2 protein-coding genes are annotated in these 21,218 nt (G+C 73.0%); both read right to left on the bottom strand.

Annotation, left to right across the window (positions count from 1 at the left end):
• Nucleotides 1–7: 7 nt before the first annotated feature.
• Nucleotides 8–3,106: an AMP-binding protein gene (locus ACFVW6_RS04155; RefSeq protein WP_378823780.1), complete on the bottom strand. Its 3,099-nt coding sequence runs from the start codon at nt 3,104–3,106 to the stop codon at nt 8–10.
• On the bottom strand, nt 3,106–20,886 hold the full coding sequence (locus tag ACFVW6_RS04150) for a non-ribosomal peptide synthase/polyketide synthase (RefSeq protein WP_378823781.1): 17,781 nt from the start codon (nt 20,884–20,886) through the stop codon (nt 3,106–3,108). Before ACFVW6_RS04150 ends, ACFVW6_RS04155 begins: the two co-directional genes overlap by 1 nt.
• Nucleotides 20,887–21,218 lie beyond the last annotated feature (332 nt).

Raw genomic sequence — 21,218 nt, 5'->3', positions numbered from 1 at the left:
GTGGGGGTCAGCTCGCGGCGCGCTCGGCGGGGGTGCTGAGGTCGAACGAGTCGCTCGGGGCGTCGGGGTCGCCGGTGAGCAGACCCAGGGCGCGGGAGAAGCGGCGCAGCAGGGTCGCGGCGGCGCGGTCGTCGAAACGGTCTGTGCTGTATTCGAGTTCGAGGCCGAGATTGCCGTCGGGGTCGGCATGGGTGGAGACGATGAAGTGCACGCCGTCGGCCACCGTCGGCCCGTCGAAACGCAGGGCGGTGAGTTCGAGGCCGGGAACGCCGAACGCCTCGGCGCCGGTGTCGAGGTAGCTCAAGGTCACCGCGCCGAGCGGCCCGGCCAGCGCGCACGACTCGCTGGTCGCCGCGGTGGCCGAGGACACCACGGGATCCGGTTCGGCGCACAGGATCTCGGACAGCGTGGTCGCGCCCGCGACGGCCGTGCCCGCCTGCCAGGCCAGCAGCACCGTCATCGCGGCCCGGACGACCGCGAACGGCGGAACCGCGTGCCGCCGCGACAGTTCGGTGATCCGCGCGCCGATCCCGGCGCCGATCCTGGCCCGCATGCTCGCACCGTGGCCGAGCAGCGATTCCAGCGCGCCCACGGTCGCCGCGCCGGCGGCGCCGAGGCGGACGAGCGCGGCGGTGGTGCCGTCGATCTCCCAGCGCGCCAGCTCCCCGGTGCGGAACATCCGCTCCCCCGGGATGCCGAACGGGTTGGCGACGAACCGGTCCGAGGTGGCGCGCGGATCGTCGCGATAGCCGCGAGCCAGCTGCGCGCCGGACAGGTACAGCTCACCGGCGACGCCGGGACTGGTCGGGCGCAGCCGCGCGTCGAGCACGTAGACCCGGCGATTCCATTCCCTGACCCGCACCGGCGGGGGCTCCGGGGTGTCCGCGCCGGGCGCGGCGGGATAGGTAAGGGTGACCGTGGCCTCGGCCCTGCCGTAATCGTGGTGCAGCCGAGCGCCGGTCACCGCGCCGAAGGCACGCACCTCGGCCGCGCTGAGCGGCGCGCCGAGGACGACGACGCTGCGCAGCGAGCCGATCGCGGCGCGCAGGCCCGCGCGGTGCACGTGGTCGGTGAACGCGGCCAGCCGCGGCGGCGTGAAATCGGCGGCGGTGACGCCGTAGTCGGCGACCAGGCTCGCTAACCGCACGGGGTCGGGCGGTTCGGTCAGGACGACGGTGGCACCGACCCGCAACGGCAGCACGTAGCCGTGCCATTCGGTCACCTCGCCGATGGCGGCCTGGTGCAGGTACACATCGCGCCCGGTGAAGCCGTGCCTGCCCTGCATGCCGGTCAGCCGGTGCACGGCGGCGATGTGGCTGATGGTGATGCCCTGGGTCGCGCCGTGCGGGTACAGCACGAAGGCCGGGTGTTCCGGCAGCACCGGGGTGCGCCGTTCGGCCCTGGTGATCGGCTCGTCGGAATAGTCGGCGAGCGCCACATCGTCGATCACGACGGACGGAATGTCGTACACCGCACCGTGATCGCGCGAGCGCACGGTGAGCACCAGCGCCGGGTTCGCGACCGGCGGCAGCACGGCGGGACTGCTCGCGGTGTCGACCGGCACCACGGCGCCACCGGCCTTGAGCACGGCGTACATCGCCACCACCAGTTCGACCGAGCGCGGAACATCGACCAGCACAGCCGATTCCGGCCCGACTCCGAGCGCGTTCAGGTGCCGGGCCAGCTGGTTGGTGCGCCGGTCCAGGTCACCGTAGGTGATGATCGAGGCCGCGCCGCCCGTGCTCGGGGCGTGCACGACCGCCGGGTCGAAAGGGGTCGCGGCGGCCTGCGCTTCGAACTCGTCGAGCAGCAGCTCGCCGGGCAGTCCACCGTGCGGCGCCGCGGTGACCTCGTCGGGGTCGACGCGGCCGACGAACTCGAGTTCGGCGGTCCAGCCGTCGCCCGGCGGCCTGCGCCGCACGAGGTCGCCGGTGGCGAACATCCGGTCGTCCACCGGGCCGATCGGGTTGGCCAGGAAGGTGGCGGCGGTCGCCTGCCGCCCGAGGTACCCGCGCGCCAATTGCACACCGGAGACGTAGAGTTCGCCGATCTCGCCGTCGGGGACCGGGCACAGCTGCTCGTCGAGGATCAGCAGCTCGACATCGTCGGCGGCCGAGCCGAGCGGGACCGACTCGAGGTCGGCGCCGGTCACCTCGTGCGCGACGACCTCGCCCGCGGTCTCCGGCCTGCCGTAGACGTGCCAGAGGGTCGCGCCGCTCACCGCGCGCAGGGCGGCCGCGGTCTTCGCGGGCAGCGGGGCGCCGCAGCTCAGGACGATTCGCAGCGAGTCGAGCCGTTCCTCGGCGTCGGGCAGCGCGGCGAGCGCGGCGAGCTGCTCGGGGGCGAAACAGGCCGCGGTGGCGCCGGTCTCGGCGATCGAGCGGGACAGCGTGTCGCTCGTCGGCAGCACCAGGGTGGCGCCGGTCTGCAGGGCGAGCAGCAGCTCCCCCACGCTCGCCTGCTCGCTCAGCGGCGCGTGCCAGAGCACCGCGTCGCCGGGGCCGAGACCGCAGAGGCGCTGGCGCCACACCGAATTCGCCTGGGCGGCACGGTGTCCGACGACCACAGCGCTCGCGCCCGACACGTCGACGATCAGGTAGGCCGGATTGTCCGCGCCGGGCCCTGGCAGGTCGTCGGCGCTGAGGTCGGCGGCGGGCTCGGCGTCGATCCCCAGGACCGGGACGCCGGCGGGATGGGCCACCTCCGGCGCGGTGATCACCAGGACCGGCGCGGCCAGGGCGACGGTGCGCTGCCGCACGTCGGCGGGGGCGTCCGGATCGAGCAGGACGAACGCGCCGCCCGCCGCGATCACCGCGTGCACGGCGACGACCAGGTCGGCCGATCGCGGCAGCGCCACCGCGACCGTGGTCTCCGGCCCGACCCCGCGGGCGGCCAGGCAGACCGCCAGCGCGTCGACCCGTTCGCCCAGCTCGCCGTAGCTGAGCTCGGTCGCGCCGTCGCGCACCGCGACGGCATCGGGATCCTGGCGGATCTGGGTGGTGAAGGCGGCGAGCAAGGTGGCGGGATCACGCCTGCGCTCGTCCGCCGGGTCACGCAGCAGCGCGTCGAGCGAGACAGCCGCCGTGACCGAATCCGTGTGCGACATCAGAGTTGTCCTTCCGAGTCGTCAGCCGACCCCGACCGGGCGATCACCGCGGCGGCATCGGTCACCAGTGTTTGCAGAGTGGTGGTGAGTCCGGACGCGCCGAGTGCGGCGAGCACGCCGGGCACCAGCCCGGCCAGCGCGACGTTCACCAGCGCTTCGGGTTTCATCGCGGCGCCCATCGCCTTGCTCACCGCGGTGAGCTTGGCGTCGAGCGTTCCGAACGAGATGGCGTGCTCGCCGTGGGCGAATGCCACGGTCGCCGGCGCGAGCCGAGCCGCCGAGCCGACGAGGCCCGGGAGATCGGCGATGGTGTACGTGCGCGGACGCGGGGTCTTCTCCGCGTCGGTGCGCACATCGATCGCCCGCACGGGGACGGCCGGGTCGGCCGCGACGGCCGCGAGGACCTTGCGGAGCCGCTCGGCCAGAATCCGGACGGTCGAGGCGTCGAAAAGGTCGGTGGCGTACCCGAAGTGCACGTCGAGCCCGTCGAGCGCACCGGCCGCGTCGTAGCGCTGCAACGCGGTCAGGTGCAGGTCGAACTTGGCTTCGCCGAGTCCGGGGTCCAGGGTCCGCACGTGCAGGCCGGGGAGTGCGATGCCACCGGGCGGCATGTTCTGGAAGGTGAGCATCACCTGGAACAGCGGGGTGTAGGCGGCCGAGCGGGTCCGGCCCATGGCGTCGACGACCTGCTCGAACGGCACGTCGGCGTGCGCGAGAGCGGCGAGGTCGCGCCGCCTGGCCTGGGCCAGCAGATCGGTGAACGGCGCCCGCGAGTCCACCTCGGTGCGCAGGACGACGGTGTTGACGAACATGCCGACCAGGTCGTCGAGTTCGCGGGCACCGCGCCCGGCCACCGGCGCGCCGATGGTGATGTCGGCGCTGCCGGACTGCTTGGCCAGCAGCACCGCCAGCGCGCTGTGCACCAGGGTGAACAGCGTGGTGCCGTGCTCGCGTGCGACCTCGTCGAGGCGCCGGGTCAGCGTCGCGTCGATCTCGAACTGCTCTGCCGCGCCGCGCATCTCGCGCCGGGTGGCGCGGGGTCGGTCGGTGGGCAGCGCGAGCAGTTCGGGTGCGCCGGACAGTTCCCTGGTCCAGTAGGTCAGCTGCTGGGTGAGCACGCTGTCCGGGTCGGCGTCGGTGCCGAGCAGCTCGTGCTGCCAGGCGCTGAAGTCGCCGTACTGGATCTCCAATGGGGCCCAGCCGGGTTCGCGGCCCTCGCTGCGATCGACGTAGGCGCGCACCAGGTCCCGGGTGAGCGGCGCGATCGAGTAGCCGTCGGCGCTGATGTGGTGCACCACGACGACGAGGACGTGGTCGTCCGCGCCGAGCCCGTAGAGCGCCACCCGCACCGGCGGCGCGGCGGTGATGTCGAACGGCTGGGACACCAGGGCGGTGATCCTGGCCTCGACGTCCGCGGCGGCGACCGGGATCGGGGTCAGTTCGACCGCGGCGGACCAGGCGGGCAGCACCTGCTGGACCGGCCCCGCCGCCGTGTCGGGGTAGCGGGTGCGCAGGGTGTCGTGCCGCGACAGCAGGTCGCCGACCGCCGATTGCAGGGCGGGCAGGTCGAGTTCACCGGTCAGCCGGATGGCGGCCGGGATGTGATAGGCCGCCGACTGCGGTGCCAGCTGGTGCAGCACCCACATGCGTTGCTGCGCGGGCGAGAGGACCGCGGGTCCGTCGCCGGTGCGCCGGGTCAGCGGCGGGCGGGCGAGCGAGCGGTCCAGGCCGCCGAGCCGCTCGGCCAGCGCGGCCACGGTCGGGGCGTCGAACACCTCGGCCACCGGCACCTGCGCGCCGAGCGCGGCACCGAGCCGGGCGGCCAGCCTGGTCGCCATCAGCGAGTTGCCGCCGAGGGCGAAGAAGTCGTCGTCCAGGCCCGCGCTCGCGCAGCCGATCACCTCGGCGAAGGTCCGCGCGACCAGCTGTTCGGCCGCGGTGACCGGCGCGCGGAAGACCGCGTCGCCGAACTCCGGCTCGGGCAGCCTGGCCCGGTCGACCTTGCCGTTGGCATTGAGCGGCAACGACTCCAGCACCACCAGGGCAGCGGGCACCATGTACGCGGGCAGTTCGGCGGCGAGTTCACCGCGCAGTTCCGCCGCGATCGCCTGCTCGTCGCCGGGGGTGAGATCGGCGACCGCGGCATAGGCGATCAGCCGCGCCCCGGCCCGCTCGTCGGTCTTGGCCACGGCGACCGCCGCGCGCACGCCTTCGCACCGCAGCAGCGCGGTCTCGACCTCGCCGAGCTCGATCCGGAAGCCACCGATCTTCACCTGGAAGTCGGCCCGCTCGAGGTACTCCAGGGTGCCGTCGGCGCGCCACCGGACGATGTCGCCGGTGCGGTACATGCGGGAGCCGGACCGACCTGTCGCCGCGAAGGTTCCGAAGGGGTTGGCGACGAAGCGATCTGCGGTCAGCGCTTGGCGACCGTAGTAGCCACGGGCGAGCTGGTCACCCGCGAGGTACAGCTCACCGGCCACACCGACGGGGACCGGCCGCAGGCGGGCGTCGAGGACGTAGAGCGCGCTGTTCCAGGCCGGAGTGCCGATCGGCACGACGTGCGAGGGATCCTGCGCCACTTCGTATTCGGTGATCGAGACGGCAGCCTCGGTCGGCCCGTACAGGTTGTGCAGGCGGGCACCGGTAGCGCGGGCCCGGAACTCGGTGGCCGTGGCGGCGGGCAGCGCCTCACCGATGGCCAAGACCGCGCGCAGCGACTCCGGCAGGGCCGGTGTGGCCTCGGCGGCCAGCAGCATGCCGACCAGCGACGGCACCGCGTGCAACACGGTGACGCCGTGCCGGGTCATGGTGTCGCGCAGCCGATCCGGATCGCGTTCGTCGCCGGGCCGGGTGACGACCAGCGCCCCGCCGGAGGTCAGCGGCGACCAGAACTCCCAGACCGACAGGTCGAAGGTGGCCGGGGTCTTGAGCAGCACCCGGTCCGCGCCGGTCATCGCGAAGCGGTCGTGCAGCCAGGCGAGCTGGTTGACGATCGCCGCGTGCGGCACCGCGACACCCTTGGGCAGGCCGGTCGACCCCGACGTGAAGATCACGTACGCGGGATGGGCGGGCCGCAGTGGCGCGATGCGCTCGGCATCGGTCACCGGTGCGTCCGAAAGCTCCGACAGCGCAGTGTGATCCAGCTCGAACACCGGCACGTCCACGGTGATCGGCAACCCGTCGGCGGCGGTGGTGAGCACGCACAGCGGTGCCGCCGTCTCGACGATGTAGGCGATCCGGTCGACCGGATGATCGGGGTCGATCGGCACGTACGCGCCGCCGGCCCGCACCACGGCGTGCATGGCGATCACCAGGTCCGGCCCGCGCCGCATGGCCAGCACGACCGTGCGTTCCGGGCCGACGCCCTCGGCGATCAGCAGCCGGGCGATCCGGTTCACCCGCGCGTCGAAGGCGGCGTAGTCCAGCGACGTGCCGGTCGCGGCGTCGACCAGGGCGAGCGCGCCGGGGGTGGCGGCCGCCTGCCGCGCGCCGAGCTCGGCCAGGGTGACCGGCTCCACCGGATGCGCGGTGGCGTTCCAGGTGTCGAGCAGCAGCGCGCGGTCGGCACCGAGCAGATCGAGATCGCCGACCACGGTTTCCGGTGCGACGGTGACGGATTCGAGGATGCGGCGCAGCTGAGCGGCGAACCGCTCGGCGGTGCTCGCGTCGAACAGGTCGCTCGCGTAGCCGAGCGCCATCTCGATGCCCGCGGGCGCGCCGTCGGCCGTGTAGTGGTCGAGGGCGAACAGGTGCAGGTCGAATTGCGCGACACCGGAATCGAATTCGATGTCCGAGATGGTCAGGCCGGGCAGCTCGAGCTGCCCGCGCTCGTGGTTCTGGAACGAGTAGCCGACCTGGAACAGTGGGTGCCTGGCGGTGGAGCGAGCGGGGTTGAGCACCTCCACCAGGCGCTCGAACGGGACGTCGGCGTGCGAGAACGCGGCGATGTCGGCGGTGCGGGCGGCGGCGAGCAGGTCGGTGAACGGCGCGTCGCCGGCGACCGGCGTGCGCAGCACCAGCGTGTTGACGAACATGCCGATGACCTCGTCGAGTTCGGCTTCGCCTCGGCCCGCGTTCGGCGTGCCGACAGCGATGTCGGCGGTCCCCGAGAGCCGGGCCAGCAGGGCGGCGAAGGCCGCGTGCACCACCATGAACAGCGTGGCGCCGTTGCCACGGCCGAGGGCGACCAGGGCGGCGTGCAGATCGGCGTCGACGGTGAAGCTCACCTTGTCGCCGCGCAGGCTCTGCCGGGCCGGTCGGGGCCGGTCGGTCGGCAGGGTCAGCTGGTCGGGCAGCCCGGCCAGCTGGGCCTGCCAGTAGCCGACCTGCTGGGCGGCCACGGAGTCCGGGTCGGCCTCGTCACCGAGCAGCTCCCGCTGCCACAGCGCGTAGTCGGCGAACTGCACGGCGGGCGGCGTCCAGCCGGGCGCGGTGTCGGCCAGCCGCGCGGTGTAGGCGCGCATCAGGTCCGCGACGAACGGCGCGATCGACGAGCCGTCGGCGGCGATGTGGTGCAGGACCGCGGCGAGCACGAACTCGTGCTCGGCCGCGGCTCCCACCTGGAACAGGCGCAGCCGGACCGGGATCTCGGCGGTGACATCGAAGGTGGTGGCGGCCAGCTCGGCGATCGCGCCGGGCAGGTCGGCCGCGGTGACGGCGACCGGCTCGAGCACCGGAACCGCCTGTGCGGCAGGGCTGATCGCCTGTACCGGCGCGCCGTCGACCTCCGGGTACACCGTCCGCAGCGATTCGTGGCGGGCGACCAGATCGGTCACCGCCGCCCGCAGCGCGGCGACATCGAGGTCACCGGACAGGCGCAGCGCGAACGGGATGTTGTAGGCGACCGAGGCGCGGTCGAAGCGGTTGAGGAACCACATCCGCTGCTGGGCGGGCGAGAGCGGCAGCTGCTCCGGGCGGGCCCGACCGACCAGCGCGGGCCGGTCGACCTTCGCCTGCGCGTCCACCGCGGCCGCCAGCTCGCCGACGCGCGGCGCCTCGAACAGCGTGCGCACACCGACCCGGCGATCCAGCGCGGCGCCGATCCGGGCGACCGCCTTCGCGGCGAGCAGCGAGCTGCCGCCCAGCGCGAAGAAATCGTCGTCGGCGCCGACCGGCTGATCGTCGGCGCCGGTGCGGCCGAGCACCTCGGCGTACACCGCGGCGATGATCTCCTCGGTGACCGTGGCCGGCTTGCGGTAGACGGTGGTCTCGAAGACCGGCGCGGGCAGCGCGGCCCGGTCCAGCTTGCCGTTGACGGTCAGCGGGATCCGCTCGACCGGCACGACCGCCGCCGGGAGCATGTGCTCGGGCAGCGTGCGGGCCAGTTCCTGGCGGATGGCCGCCGCGTCGATCCGGCCGGTGTCGGGACCGGCGACCAGGTAGGCCACGATCCGCGGCTCGTCGACCAGATCGGTGCGCACCAGCACCGCGACCTCGCGCGGCGCCACCGAGCTGTGCAGCAGCGCGGCCTCGATCTCGCCGAGCTCGACGCGGAAGCCGCGCAGGTTGACCTGCTGATCGGCCCGGCCCAGGTATTCCAGATCGCCGTCGGCGGTCCAGCGGGCCAGGTCACCCGAGCGGTAGGCGATGCTGCCGGGGGCGCCGTAGGCATCGGCGACGAACCGGCTCGCGGTGAGGTCGGGCCGGGCCAGGTAGCCGCGCGCCAATTGCGCGCCGGAGACGTAGATCTCGCCGGGCACGCCGACCGGCACCGGCCGCAGGCGCGAATCCAGCACGCGCACCGTCAATCCCGCGAGGGCGCCGCCGATGACGCTGGCCGACCCGGTCTCCGGGGTGATCTCCCGGTAGGAGGCGTGCACCGTGGTCTCGGTGATGCCGTACATGTTCACCAGCCGCGGCGAGCGCGGGTACCTGGCGAACCAGCCGGTCAGCCGCTGCGGTTCCAGCGCCTCACCACCGAAGATCACCGTGCGCAGGGCGTAGTCACCCGGCGTGGTGGCCAGGTCGGCGGCGATGAGCTGGTAGAACGCGGACGGGGTCTGGTTGAGCACGGTCACCCGCTCCGCCAGCAGCAGCTCGCGGAACTGCTCGGGCGAGCGCGAGGTGTAGTAGTCGACCAGCACGATCGAGCCGCCGGTCAGCAGCGCGCCCCACAGTTCCCAGACCGAGAAGTCGAAGGCGTAGGAGTGGAACATCGTCCACACGTCCGACGGGCCGAAGCCGAAGTGGCGCTCGCTGTTGTCCAGCAGCGCGAGCACGTTCGCGTGCGGGATCACCACGCCCTTGGGGCGGCCGGTGGAGCCGGAGGTGTAGATGACGTACGCGGTGTTCGCGGGGACCAGCGGCGCGCGCCGGTCGGTCGCCGCCAGCGGCGTGGCCGCGAAGCCGGTCAAGTTCTCGGCGGCGGGGTCGATCACCGGGCCGCCGAACCAGTCCCTGGCCAGCCCGGTGGCCGTGTTCGCGATCGCGCACAGCGGGCGGGCGTCGTCGAGCACGTACTCGATGCGGTCGGCCGGGTAGTTCGGGTCGATCGGCAGGTAGCCGCCGCCCGCCTTGAGCACGGCCAGCAGCGCGACAGCCAGTTCCACCGAACGCGGAAGGGCGACGGCCACCAGGGTTTCCGGGCCGACACCGGCCCCGGCGAGGCGCCGGGCCAGCCGGTTGGACCAGGCGTCGAGCTGGTCGTAGGTGAGCGTGGCGCCCGCGGCCTTCACCGCGACGGCGTGCGGGTGGCGCGCGGCGATCGCGGCGAACCGGTCCAGCATGGTCTCGGCACCGGTGGCGACCGCGTCGCCGGTGGTGGCCCAGTCGTGCAGCATGCGCTGCTGCTCCTCGGCGCTGAGCAGCTGGATGTCACCGACGACGACGGTCGGATCGGCGACCACCGCGGCCAGCACCTGGGTGAACCGGCGGGCCAGCACGGCGATGCTGCCCGCGTCGAACAGGTCGGTGGCGTAGGCGATCTCGATGACCATGCCGTCGGCGCGGCCGTCGACGTCACCGGCTTCGGTGAGGGTGAACTGCAGGTCGAACTTCGCCACCGCGGCGTCGATGTCGATCGGCGCGACCCGCAGCCCGGCGGCGGTCAGCGCGGGCACGGTGAAGTTCTGCAGCACCAGTGCCACCTGGAACAGCGGGTGGCGGTTGCGCGCCCGCGCCGGATCGACGGCGTCGACGATCTGCTCGAACGGGACGTCCGCGTGCGAGAGCGCGTCGAGGTCGCCCGCGCGCACGGCGTCGAGGGTGGTCTCGAACGCGGCGCGCGGGTCGATCTGGCTGCGCAGCACCAGGGTGTTGACGAACATGCCGATGAGCCCGTCGAGGGCGGCCTCGCCGCGGCCGGCGACCGGGGTGCCGATGGCGATGTCGCTGCCGCCGGAGAGCCGGGCCAGCAGCACGGCCAGCGCGGCGTGCACGGTGCTGAACAGGGTGGCCTCGTGCTTGCGGGCCAGCTCGCGCAGCTCGCTGTGCAGATCGGAGTCGATCTGGAAGCGGTGCACCCCGCCGTGGAAGCTGGACTCGGCCGGGCGGTGCCGGTCGGTCGGCAGCTCCAGCTGCTCCGGCAGACCGGCGAGGCCGCGCCGCCAGAAGGCCAGCTGCGCGTGCGCCAGGGAGTCGGGATCGGCCGCGTCGCCGAGGTTCTCGTCCTGCCAGAGCGCGTAATCGGCGTACTGGATCGGCAGCGGCGCCCAGTCCGGGGCGCTGCCGGTGCGGCGGGCGGCGTAGGCGGTCATCAGGTCGGCGGCCAGCGGACCGAGGGAGAAGCCGTCGGCGGCGATGTGGTGCACCACCAGCACGAGCACGTGCTCGTCGTCGACCGCGAACAGCGCCGCGCGCAGCGGGATCTCGGCGGTGAGATCGAACCGCACCGCCGCGCGGGACCGCAGCAGCGCGGGCAGTTCGGCCGCGCTGACCGGCTCGGGCCGCAGCGCGACGGGCGCGGCGTCGGCGATCAGCTGGGCGGCGCCGTCGGGGCCGTCCGGGTAGCTGGTGCGCAGGGTCTCGTGCCTGCCGATCAGATCGGCGAGCGCCGCCTCGAGCGCGGTGATGTCGAGCTCGCCGGTCAGCCGCAGGGCGACCGGGATGTTGTTCACGGCATCGCCCGAGCCGTCGGCGTCGGCGAGGTAACGGTTGAGGAACCACATCCGGCGCTGCGCGGCCGAGAGCGGAATCCGCTGCGGGCGTTCACGGGTGGTGAGCTCGACCCGTCGCCCGGTGCCGCGCAGCGCGGTGCAGCGGGCGGCCAGCTCGACGACGGTCGGCGCGTCGAAGAGCAGCCGCACCGGCACCTGGGTGTCGAGCGCGGCGCCGAGGCGGGCCGCCACCTGGGTGGCGTTGAGCGAGTTGCCGCCGAGGGCGAAGAAGTCGTCGTCGAGGCCGACCTCCCGGTCGGCGGGGAAGCCGAGGACCGCGGCGAAGACCCCGGCCACGATCTGCTCCACCTCGGTGACCGGGGCGCGGAAGACCGCGGCCGCGAACACCGGTGCGGGCAGCGCCTTGCGATCCAGCTTGCCGGAGGCGTTGAGCGGGAACTCGTCGAGTTCGACGAAGGCGGCCGGGACCATGTAGGCCGGGAGCGTGCGGGTGAGCGAGGCGCGCACCCCGTCGACGTCGAGGTCGGCGGCGGGAACCAGGTAGGCCACCAGCAGGTCGTCGCGGACGACGACCGCCGCCTGCCCGACCTCGGTCAGCCCACCGAGCGCGGCCTCGATCTCGCCGAGCTCGATCCGCAGACCGCGCAGCTTCACCTGGAAGTCGGTGCGGCCCAGATACTCCAGCTCACCGTCGGCGGTCCAGGTGACCAGGTCACCGGTGCGGTACATGCGCTCGCCCGAGGCGAACGGGTCGGCGACGAAGCGGTCGGCGGTCAGGTCGACCCGGCCCGCGTACCCGCGCGCCAGCTGGGCACCGGCCAGATACAGCTCGCCGGGAACGCCGACCGGCACCGGCCGCAGCCTGCCGTCGAGGACGTAGACGCGGGTGTTGTGGACGGGCTCGCCGATCGGCACCGAGACGACATCGGCCGGGGTCACCTCGTGGAAGGTGACGTCGACGGCGGCCTCGGTCGGCCCGTAGAGGTTGTGCACCGTGGCCCCGGTCAGGGCGTGCAGCCGGTGGGCGGGAGCGGGCGGCAGCGCCTCACCGGAGGCGAACACCATGCGCAGCGCGGCGCACCGGTGATCACTCGCCGACGCACCGTCGATGGCCGCGACGAACACCGACAGCATCGACGGAACGAAGTGCGCGACGGTCACCGACTCGGCGTCGATCAGCTCGGCCAGGTAGGCCGGATCGCGATGTCCGTCGGGGCGGGCCAGCACCAGCCGGGCACCGATCTGCAAGGGCCAGAAGAACTCCCACACCGACACGTCGAAGGTGGCCGGGGTCTTCTGCACCACGGTGTCGGCCGCGGTGAGCCGGTAGGCGTCCTGCATCCACACCAGGCGGTTGACGATCGCGGCGTGCGAGACCACGACGCCCTTGGGCCTGCCGGTCGAACCGGAGGTGAAGATCAGGTAGGCGGCGTTGGCCGGGGTCAGGGTGGCGAGCCGGTCGGCGTCGGTGATCGGCGCGGCCGGGTAGTCGGTGGTGTCGAGCTGTTCGAGCTCGAGCACCGCGACGGAACTCGTCTCGGGGAGGTCGAGTCCGTCGACCGCGCGGGTGAGCACGCACACCGGCGCGGCCGCGTCGATGACGTGCGCGAGGCGCTCGGCCGGGTGCTCGGGGTCCAGTGGCACGTAGGCGCCGCCCGCGGCGAGCACGGCGTACATCGCGACGACCAGGTCGGTCGAGCGGCGGATGCCGAGGGCGACCGTGCGATCGGGCCGCACGCCGATCGAGATCAGCAGGCGGGCCAGGCGATGCACCCGCTCGGCGAACTCGCCGTAGGTGAGGGACTCACCCTCGAAGGTCAGCGCGGTCGCGCCCGGGGTGCGCGCGGCCTGCGCCGTGAACAGCGAGACCAGCGTCATCGTCTCGTCGACCGGGTACGCGGTGGCGTTCCAGGTGTCGAGGATCCGGGTGCGCTCGGCGGCGCCGAGCAGGTCGATGTCGCCGATCACGACGCTGGGATCGGCGGTCACCGCTTCCAGCACCCGCAGCAGGCGGGTACCGAAATCTGTGATGGTCTGCGCGTCGAACAGGTCGGTCGCGTACTCGAAGCGGGCGAGCAGGCCGTCGGTGGTCTCGCGCAGCGTCAGCTGCAGGTCGAATTTGGCGGTGTGGGTGTCGATCTCGATCTCGGCGGCGGTCAGGCCGGCCAGTTCGAGCTCGGTCCTGGTGTTGTTCTGGAAGTCGAGCATCACCTGGAACAGCGGGTGCCGGGCGGTGGAGCGCTCGGGGTTGAGCGCCTCGACCAGCCGGTCGAAGGTGACATCGGTGGCGGCCAGCGCGCGCAGATCGCCGTCGCGGACCGTGCCGACGAGGTCGGCGAAGGTGGCGGCCGGGTCGACCTGGGTGCGCAGCACCAGGGTGTTGACGAACATGCCGACCAGCTCGTCGAGCGCCTGGTCGCCGCGACCGGCCACCGGCGTGCCGATCGAGATGTCCTGCTGCCCCGACAGTTTCCCCAGGGTGGCGGCGAACGCGGCGTGCAGCACCATGAACAGCGAGGCGTTGGCCTCGGCGGCGACGGCGCGCAGCCGCTCGGTGAGCGCGGCGGACACCGCGAAGGTGTGCCGGGCACCGCGACCCGAAGCGACAGCGGGGCGGGGGCGATCGGCGGGCAGCGCGAGCAGATCCGGCAGATCGGCGAGTTCCGCTGTCCAGAAATCGATCTGGCGCGACATCGGCGAATCCGGGTCGTCCTCGGCGCCGAGGGCGGCGCGCTGCCACAGCGCGAAGTCGGCGTACTGCACGGGCAGTGGCGTCCATCCCGGCTCGGCACCGGACAGGTGGGCGGCGTAGGCCACCATCACATCGCGGGTGAGCGGCGCGACCGACCAGCCGTCGGCCGCGATGTGGTGCAGCACCAGCACGAGGACGTGCTGCTCGGCGCCGAGGCGCAGCAGGTGCAGGCGGACCGGCGGTTCCTGGTCCACCGCGAACGGCACCGCGGCGAGGGCGCGGACGCGGTCGTCGAGCGCGGCCGGGTCGACGGCCTCGGGCTCGAGCGCGATGGTCAGCTGCTCGGCGTCGAGCACCTGCTGGAAGGGGATGCCGTCGACGGCCGGGTAGCGGGTGCGCAGCGCCTCGTGGCGGGCGAAGACGGCGGCGACCGCGGCGGTCATGGCGGCGTGGTCGATGGTGCCGGTCAGCCGGATCGCGGCGGCGATGTTGTCGGCGACGGAGTCGGCGTCGAACTGGTTGAGGAACCACATGCGCTGCTGCGCGTAGGACAGCGGAATCCGGTGCGGCCGTTCCCCCGCCACCAGCGGCGGGCGGATCGCGGTGGTCTCGGCCGAGCCGAGCGCGGCCGCGAGGCCGGTGACGGTCGGTGCTTCGAACAGCGTCTTCAGCGACACCGCGCGGCCGAGCGCGGCGCCGAGCCGGGAGGCCACCTGGGTGGCGACCAGCGAGTTGCCGCCGAGGGCGAAGAAATCGTCGTCGGCACCCACCCGCTCGACACCGAGCACTTCGCCGAAGACCTGCGCCACCACGGTCTCGACGCCGCCGGCGGGCGCCCGGAAGGCGCGCGCGGCGAAGACGGGTTCGGGCAGCGCGCGGCGGTCGAGCTTGCCGTTCGGGGTGAGCGGCAGCGCGTCGAGCAGCACGAACGCCGACGGCACCATGTGCGCGGCGAGGCTGCCGCGCAGGGTCGCGGTCAGTTCGGCGCCGAGGTCGGCCGATGCCGCGTCCGGCACCACGTAGGCCACCAGCTGGTCTCCGCGATGCGCGTCGGCCCGCACCAGGACGACGGCCTGGCGCACCGACGGCTGGGCCAGCAGCGCGGCCTCGATCTCGCCGAGCTCGATCCGGAAACCGCGCAGCTTCACCTGGTCGTCGTTGCGGCCCAGGTACTCCAGGGTGCCCGCGTCGGTCCAGCGGACCAGGTCACCGGTGCGGTACATGCGCGCGCCCGGCTCCCACGGGCAGGCGACGAAGCGGCCCGCGGTGAGCGCGGCCCGGCTGCGGTAGCCGCGGGCCACCTGCGCGCCGGCGACGTACAGCTCACCGGCGACACCGGCGGGCACCGGCTGCAACCGGTCGTCGAGCACCCACTGCGCGATGCCGCGCAGCGGCGTGCCCAGGGTCAGCGGCGAACCCGCGGTCAGCGGGGCGCTGATATTGGTCGCGACGGTCGTCTCGGACGGGCCGTAGGCGTTGACGAACGCGCGGGGCACGGTGCCGCCGGTCCAGCGGGCGACCAGATCGGGCGGGCACGCCTCGCCACCGACCATTACCATCCGCAGGTCGTCGAGCTGTTCGGGATCGAGCACCGCCAGACCGGAGGGGGTCATCAGCGCGTGGGTGACGCGCTCCGCGGCCAGCAGCTGCGCCAGTTCGGCGCCGACGTGGCGGCCCATCGGCGCGATCACCAGCGTGGCGGCCGAATTCACCGCGAGCAGCAGCTCCATCACCGAGATGTCGAACGACGGCGACCCGACCTGCAGCACCCGCGCGTCGGCGGTGCCGAACATGCGCGCGGACTCCTCGGCGGCGAACCCGGCGATACCGGCCTGGGTCACCAGCACGCCCTTGGGCAGGCCGGTGGAACCGGAGGTGTAGATGACGTAGGCCAGGTGCGCGGCGCGCAGCGGGCGCACCCGATCGGCGTCGGTGATCGGATCGCTGGAGCGGGCGGCGCACTCGGCCATCAGCTTCAGCTCGTCGAGCACCAGCCAGTCGGTGGGGCCGGGCAGCGCGGACTGCGCCTCGGACACCGTAAGACCGACTCGCGCGCCGGAATCGGTCACCATATGGGTGATCCGATCGAGCGGGTAGCTCGGATCGACGGGCAGCCAGGCCGCGCCGGCCTTGGCGATCGCCCACACGGCGAGCACCGATTCGACGGAGCGCGGAATCCCGACCGCGACGATGTCGTCGGGGCCGACCCCACCGTCCACCAGCACCCTGGCCAGGCGCGAGGACGCCCGGTCGAGTTCCCGGTAGGTGAGGGCACGGTCGCCGTCGGTGACCGCGATCCGGTCCTGGTCGGCCGCGACGGCGGCGGCGAGCAGGTCGGGCAGCAGGCCGGTCGCGGTGACGGGCGCGCCGCGCATGCCGGTGAGGCGGGCGTACTCGGCCCGCGACAGCAGCGGCAGTTCGCCGACGGGAGTGGCGGGCGCGGCGACGGCCGCGGCGAGTAGTCGGGTGAACCGCGCGCCCAGCTCGACGATCTCGGCGTCGTCGAACAGGTCGGTGGCGTAGAGGACGACGGCGTCGATGCCCGCGGGTTCGCCTGCCGCGCCGCGCCTTTCGTCGAGGGTGAACTGCAGGTCGAACTTGGTGATGTCGAGCTCGATCTCCCGCACCGACACCGGCGAGCCGCCCAGCTCGAAGCTGGTGTCCAGGCCGGCCTGGAAGTTCAGCGCCACCTGGAACAGCGGATGCCTGGCCTGCGAGCGCGCCGGGTTGACCACGTCGACCAGCCGGTCGAACGGGACGGTGGCGTGCGCGAAGGCCGCCAGGTCGGTCTCGCGGGTGTGCTCGAGCGCGGCGGTGAAACTCGCGGCCGGGTCGATCTCGGTGCGCAGCACGAGGGTGTTGACGAACATGCCGATCAGATCGTCGATCGCCCGGTCGCCGCGGCCCGCGACGCCGGTGCCGATGGCGATGTCGGTGCCGCCGCCGATCCGGGCCAGCAGCACGGCCAGCGCCGTGTGCAGCACCATGAACAGCGACGCGCCCGCCTCGGTGGCCAGCTCGGCCAGCTGCCGGTGCAGGCCGGCACCGATGGTGAAGCCGGTCCGCGCGCCGCGCAGGCTCGGCGTCACCGGCCGCTGGCGGGCCGACGGCAGTTCCAGCTGATCCGGCAGACCCGCCAGTGTCCTTTCCCAGAAGGCGATTTCGCGCGACGCCAGCGACTGCGGATCGGTCTCCGCGCCCAGCAGTTCACGCTGCCACAGGGCGTAGTCGGCGTATTGGACGCTCAACGGCGCCCAGCCGGGCTCGAGCCCGACGGCCGCCGCCTGGTACGCGGCGAGGACATCGCGCACCAGGACCCGGAGCGACACACCGTCGGCCGCGATGTGGTGCAGCACGACCGCCAGCGCGCACTCGCCCGCCGGGTCGGCCGCCTCGCCCGCGACGACGAAGATGCGCGCCCGGAACGGCGCCTCGTGTTCGAGATCGAAACCGGCGGCAGCGAATCGGGCGAGCTCGGCGTCCAGCTCCGCGGCGGCCACCGTGGTCGGCTCGTCGATGCGGACGATCCCGGCGTCGCGCACGACCTGTTCGGCCACCTCGCCACCGGGCACGTCCACCGCGGGGAACACGGTGCGCAGCGCCTCGTGCCGGTCGACGACCGCGTGCAGCGCCGCGACCAGCGCGGACAGATTCGCGGTGCCGCGCATCCGCACCACGAACGGCATGTTGTAGCCGGGGGCGGAAGGATCGAAGCGATTGAGGAACCAGATCCGCTGCTGCGCGGGCGAGAGCGGGATCAGCGCCGGGCGCGGGCCCGCCGCGAGCACCGGCAGCTGAGCGGTGACACCGGCGTCGGCGCGCTCGGCGACCGCGGCGGCCAGCCGGGCAGGTGTGGTCGCGCCGAACAGGTCGCGGACACCGAGCCGGAGACCGAGATCGGCACCGAGGCGGGCCGCCACCTGGGTGGCGACCAGGCTGTTGCCGCCCAGGGCGAAGAAGTCGTCGTCGCGGCCGACCCGGTCCAGGCCGAGCACCTCGCCGAACACCCTGGCCACCGACTGTTCGACCGGCCCGACGGGTTCGGCGTAGGCGACGACGACGCGGGCGGGCGCGGGCAACGCCTTGCGGTCGAGCTTGCCGGAGGCGTTCACCGGCAGCGCGTCGAGCAGCACGAACGCGGCGGGCACCATGTACGCGGGCAGCGCGCGCAGCGCGGCCTCGCGCAGCAGGTCCACCGCGACCGCGCCCGGCTCGGCCTCCACCACATAGGCGACCAGCTGTTCGCCGACACCCGCGTCGTCGCGCACGACGACGACGGCGCGCACCGCGCCCTCGACCCCTTCGAGCACGGCCTCGATCTCGCCGAGCTCGATCCGCAGGCCGCGCAACTTCACCTGGAAATCGGTGCGGCCCAGGTATTCCAGTTCACCGTGGGTGGTCCAGCGGACCAGGTCGCCGGTGCGGTACATCCGCTCGCCCGGCGCGCCGAGATCGGCGACGAACCGCCCGGCGGTGAGCTCGGGCCGTCCGACGTAACCCCGGGCGAGCTGTACCCCCGACAGATACAGCTCACCCGGAGCCCCGACCGGTACCGGCCGCAGCCGCGAGTCGAGAACATGGAGCCGGGTGTTGAACACCGGCGCGCCGATCGGCACCGTGGTCCGGTCCGCGTCGTTCACCTCGTGGAAGGTGACGTCGACCGCGGCCTCGGTCGGGCCGTAGAGATTGTGCAGCCGCGCGCCGGTGAGCAGCCGCAGCCGCTGCGCCAGGGCGGCGGGCAGCGCCTCGCCGGAAGCGAAGACCAGCCGCAGCGAGGTGCGCTCGGCGATCTCCTGCTGCGCCAGAAAGGCTTCCAGCATCGAGGGCACGAAATGGGCGACGGTGACGCCGTACTCGGCGATCACACCGCGCAGGTAGCCGGGATCGCGATGGCCGTCCGGCTCGGCGAGCAGCAGCGTCGCGCCGATCTGCAAGGGCCAGAAGAACTCCCACACCGAGACATCGAAGGTCATCGGGGTCTTCTGCAACACCACGTCGACCCCGTGCAGCCGGTAGATCTGCTGCATCCACACCAGCCGGTTGACGATCGCGGCGTGCTCGACCGCGACGCCCTTGGGCAGGCCGGTGGAGCCGGAGGTGAAGATGACGTAGGCGGGATGCCCCGGACGCAGCGGCGCGGTGCGCTCGGCGTCGGTCAGCGGCGCGTCGGCGTAACCGGTGAGGTCGAGCGCGTCCACGGCCAGCACCGGCAGCGCGTCGGCGCCGGGCGCGCCGTCGCGCGTGGTGGTGAGGACCACGGCCGGGGCGGCGGTAGCCAGGATGTGCGCGATCCGCTCGGCCGGGTGATCCGGGTCGATCGGAACGTAGGCCGCGCCGGCGGCGAGCACCGCGTACATGGCGACGACCAGCTCCGGCGACCGCCGGATGCTCAGCGCCACCAGTGCTTCCGGGCCGATCCCGTCGGCGCGCAGCCGCCGGGCGAGCCGGTTGACCCGCTGCGCGAGCTCGCGGTAGGTCAGGGTCGCGGTGTCGTCACCGGCCATCCGCACGGCGACCTCGTCGGGGGTGCGGGCGACCTGGGCCTCGAACAGCGCGGGCAGCGTCGCGGCCGGCACCGCGCGCTCGGCCAGCGCGGCGGCGACGTCGAAGCCGGTCGCGTTCCAGATCTTGGTGCTGACCTGCAGTTCCAGCTCGGTCGCGACCTCGATCGCGCCGATCGCGGTGTCCAGGTCGGCGGCGGCGAGACGCTCGAGGAAACCGAGGAAGCGGGAGTGGTGCCGGGCCAGCGTGTCCGGGTCGTAGAGGTGCGGGTTGGCCTCGAAGTCGACGTGCACGCGATCGCGGTCGCCGTAGTAGACGTTGAGGCTCAGGTCCTCGATCGGGCCGGTGGACAGCACCCGGTAGCGGCCGGTGGTGGTGCCGAGGGTGAGGTCGCTGCGGAAGAGCATGAAGTTGGCGAGCGGGCCGAACAGCGCGCGCCGGGCGGGACGGCCGTCGTCCTCGGCGTCGCGGCGGATGTCCTCGGCGCGGTAGCGCTGATGCCGCAGCGCGCCCGCCACCTCGACGCGGGCCGCGCGCAGCAGTTCGCCCCAGGTGGTGGCCGCGCCCGCCGCGCCGGTGGGCAGGCGCAGCGGGACGATATTGGACAGCATGCCCGCCGAGCGGCGCATCACCGCGGTGGTGCGCGCGGTGACGGGCAGGCTGAGCACCGCGTCCGGGCGGTCGGTGAGCCGGCCGAGGTAGGCCGCGAAGGCCGCGAGCAGCACCGCGGAGATGGTCGAATCATCGCTGGCGGCAATGGTTTCCAGCCGGTCGACAAGCTTCTCCGAGAGCCGTCCACCGGTCACCAGGTTGATCGCGGCGCGGGGCGCGGTACGGCTGTCGAGGCTGGTCGGGCTGTCCAGGCCGGCGATGCGCTCGGCCCAGTGCTCGCGGTCGTTGGCGAAGCGGGTGCTCTCGCGGTAGCGCTGTTCGCCGTCGACGAGCTCGGCCAGGTCGCCGGGAACCGCCGCCTTGGCCTCGGTCCCCAGGATCCGGGCGGTGTAGAGCTCGGCGATGCGCTGGGAGTTGGTGAAGGCGCCGTAGCCGTCGAGCACGATGTGATGTCCGCGCAGGTACCAGAACCAGCGGGCCTCGCCGACGCGCAGCACCGCGCCCGCCACCAGGCGGTCGGTGAGCAGGTCGAGCGGCGCGCCGAACTCCGCGCGCATCCACTCGTGCGCGGCGGCGACGGGGTCGTCGTGGTGGCGCAGATCGATCAGCGGCAGTTCGCTCTCGACCGGGATGGTGTGGTCGACGACCTGGTAAGGGACACCGTCGGATTCGCCGATGCGCACCAGTGGGGAACCGTAGGCGTGCGCGGCCTCGGCCGTGACCTGTTGCAGCACAGCCGCATCCAGTTCACCGGTGATGTCGACGTACTGGGCGATGGTGATCGGGACCTCGGGGTCGAGCAGCTGCGCGTACCAGACTCCCAGCTGGGCCGGTGTCAGCGGGAACGGTGCCGACGCCGTGGCGGCGACCTCCGCTTCCTGCGGTCGCGCGCTGAACCCACCCAACTCCGTACCGTGCACCAGAGCCTCCTCGAATCGCGAAAAAAAGCAGAGGCGAACCGTTTTCGGGCAGCACGAAGACACCTTGGTACTCCGTGGAGCGAGAAATTCGCCTATGAGCGCGGTGGGCGCAACCGCCCCGCTCGCGCAGGATCCCCGACAGATCATGTGGACGAGATCGACGGTCCTCCTGGACCGCCGGCGCGACGAACCGGTCTGTCCGTCGCGGGGTGCCTAGCTGTTGATCGTTCCTCCAACATCGCGGCCGCGGCCCGAACCTCGCGCCTCGGCTATGTCACTTACATCACATGGCTGCCTGTCCATGCATTGCAGACACTAGGCGGTCAGTTAAT

This window comes from Nocardia sp. NPDC058244, from assembly GCF_042882065.1.
GTDB lineage: Bacteria > Actinomycetota > Actinomycetes > Mycobacteriales > Mycobacteriaceae > Nocardia.
The sequence above is the reverse complement of the archived record's forward strand: the minus strand, read 5'-3'. Positions and strand labels throughout refer to the sequence as shown.